Origin of the sequence: Aliivibrio kagoshimensis, assembly GCF_050337105.1 — a bacterium.
In the GTDB taxonomy this organism is placed as follows: Bacteria; Pseudomonadota; Gammaproteobacteria; order Enterobacterales; family Vibrionaceae; genus Aliivibrio_A; species Aliivibrio_A kagoshimensis.
The window spans coordinates 1-2,241 of sequence record NZ_JAKJSQ010000141.1 but is presented as its reverse complement, the minus strand read 5'-3'; the positions used below and the strand labels follow the sequence as shown (position 1 = coordinate 2,241).

The window sequence follows — 2,241 nt, the reverse complement described above, 5'->3', positions numbered from 1 at the left end:
TTTCTAGATATATTGTATTACAATTAGTCTGATTGACTTATTATGAATGCAAACGAAGCAACACTTAAAGATTTAAACCGATTAGGAGATACACAATGAACTCTTTCTTTATTCTAGATGAAAACCCATGGGAAGAACTTGGTGGCGGTATTAAGCGTAAAATCGTTGCTTACACTGACGATCTAATGGCTGTTCACCTATGTTTTGATAAGGGGGCAATTGGCCATCCTCACACTCACGAAATTCATGACCAAATTGGTTATGTTGTTCGTGGCAGTTTCGAAGCTGAGATCGAAGGTGAAAAGAGAATTCTTGAAGAAGGTGACGCTTACTTTGCTCGTAAACACATGATGCACGGTGCAGTGGCATTAGAGCAAGACAGCATCCTTATTGATATCTTTAACCCTGCGCGTGAAGACTTCCTAAAATAATGAATAGCGTAACCTCAGTTAATAAGGTAAGCATATGAAACCATTAAATATTGCGGTCATTGGCGAGTGTATGGTTGAGCTACAAAAGAAACATGACGGGCTTAGTCAACGTTTTGGTGGCGATACGTTAAATACAGCAGTTTATCTCTCTCGTTTGGCCAAAGATCATGGCATTAACACTAGCTACGTGACAGCACTTGGCGCCGATCCGTTCAGTACCGACATGTTAGAAAAGTGGCAAGCTGAAGGTATTGACACAAGCTTAGTGGTTCAGATCGATCACAAACAACCAGGGCTTTATTACATCGAGACCGATGAAACGGGTGAGCGTAGCTTCCACTATTGGCGTAGTGATGCTGCCGCAAAATTCATGTTTGATCAGCAAGACACACCAGCTCTGCTTGATAAGTTATTCTCTTATGACGCCGTATATCTAAGTGGTATTACGCTTGCAATTTTGACGGTAAATGGTCGTACACAACTGTTTAACTTCTTAGCAAAATTCAAAGCTCAAGGCGGCCAGGTATTCTTCGACAATAACTATCGACCTAAACTTTGGGAAAACCAACAAGAAGCGATTTCTTGGTACATGAGAATGCTCAATTACACCGACACTGCTCTACTAACGTTTGATGACGAGCAAGAGTTATACGGTGACGAAAGCATTGAACAATGTATTGCACGTACGTCTGATTCTGGTGTGAGAGAGATCATAATTAAACGTGGCGCGAAAGACTGCTTAGTCGTTGAAAGGCAAAGTGCTCAATACGTTGCTCCAAACCCAGTCGATAACATCGTAGATACTACGGCCGCTGGCGACTCGTTTAGTGCAGGCTTCTTGGCTAAGCGCTTGAGCGGTGGTAATGCTCGTGATGCAGCATTTTCAGGCCATTTAGTGGCAGGGACAGTGATTCAGCATCCAGGAGCGATCATTCCTGTAGATATAACACCTGACTTGTCTCTGTAATTACAAATTTCATAAATTAATCAAGTATTTGATTAGTTAAAAGCAAGCCTTTAATTAACGTGAGAAAGAATTCATGACTCCATTAAATGAACAATTAGCAAATCTAAAAGTAATTCCTGTAATCGCGATCAATCGTGCTGAAGACGCTATTCCTTTAGGTAAAGCATTGGTTGAAAACGGCATGCCATGTGCTGAAATCACTCTACGAACCGAGTGCGCAATTGAAGCAATTCGTGTAATGCGTAAAGAGTTTCCAGATATGTTAATCGGTTCAGGTACTGTTCTAACGAACGAGCAAGTAGATGCCTCGATAGACGCTGGCGTCGATTTCATCGTAAGCCCTGGTTTTAACCCACGCACGGTTCAATATTGTATTGATAAGGGTGTTGCTATTGTCCCTGGAGTAAATAGCCCTAGTTTGGTTGAGCAAGCTATGGAAATGGGCCTTCGCACATTAAAGTTCTTCCCCGCAGGGCCTTCTGGTGGAACCGGTATGCTTAAAGCACTCACAGCGGTTTACCCAGTGAAATTTATGCCTACAGGGGGCGTTAGTATACAGAATGTTAACGAATACCTTTCCATTCCTTCCGTGCTAGCTTGCGGTGGTACTTGGATGGTGCCAACGACTCTTATAGATGAAGGAAAATGGGACGAAATTGGTACACTCGTTCGTGACGCCATCTCTGCAGTCAACGCATAACCCCCCGTTTCTTCTCTAGCGTTATAAAAGCGAGCCATGTGCTCGCTTTTTATTACGTAGAATATCTTCAATACAAATGCCCTCAACTCCATCATACTTAACCATCAATCCATACTCATATTCACATCTCAATTGTATTACAA

At 42.3% G+C, this 2,241-nt stretch carries 3 protein-coding genes; all 3 read left to right on the top strand.

Annotated features, from left to right (window positions below):
* Positions 1–95: 95 nt before the first annotated feature.
* Positions 96–431, top strand: coding sequence for a cupin domain-containing protein (locus L4C32_RS20500; protein ID WP_428198745.1), 336 nt, complete (start codon positions 96–98; stop codon positions 429–431).
* Positions 432–465: 34 nt separating this feature from the next.
* Positions 466–1,398: a 2-dehydro-3-deoxygluconokinase gene (kdgK, locus tag L4C32_RS20495; RefSeq protein WP_428198744.1), complete on the top strand. Its 933-nt coding sequence runs from the start codon at positions 466–468 to the stop codon at positions 1,396–1,398.
* 73 nt (positions 1,399–1,471) lie between these two features.
* Entirely contained in the window at positions 1,472–2,098 is a 627-nt protein-coding gene (locus tag L4C32_RS20490; RefSeq protein WP_428198743.1) for a bifunctional 4-hydroxy-2-oxoglutarate aldolase/2-dehydro-3-deoxy-phosphogluconate aldolase, read from the top strand.
* Positions 2,099–2,241 lie beyond the last annotated feature (143 nt).

Bases quoted from the DNA above. Each gene is read 5' to 3' on its own strand.
- L4C32_RS20500 (WP_428198745.1), top strand. From the start codon at position 96: ATGAACTCTTTCTTTATTCTAGATGAAAACCCATGGGAAGAACTTGGT.
- kdgK (WP_428198744.1), top strand. From the start codon at position 466: ATGAAACCATTAAATATTGCGGTCATTGGCGAGTGTATGGTTGAGCTA.
- L4C32_RS20490 (WP_428198743.1), top strand. From the start codon at position 1,472: ATGACTCCATTAAATGAACAATTAGCAAATCTAAAAGTAATTCCTGTA.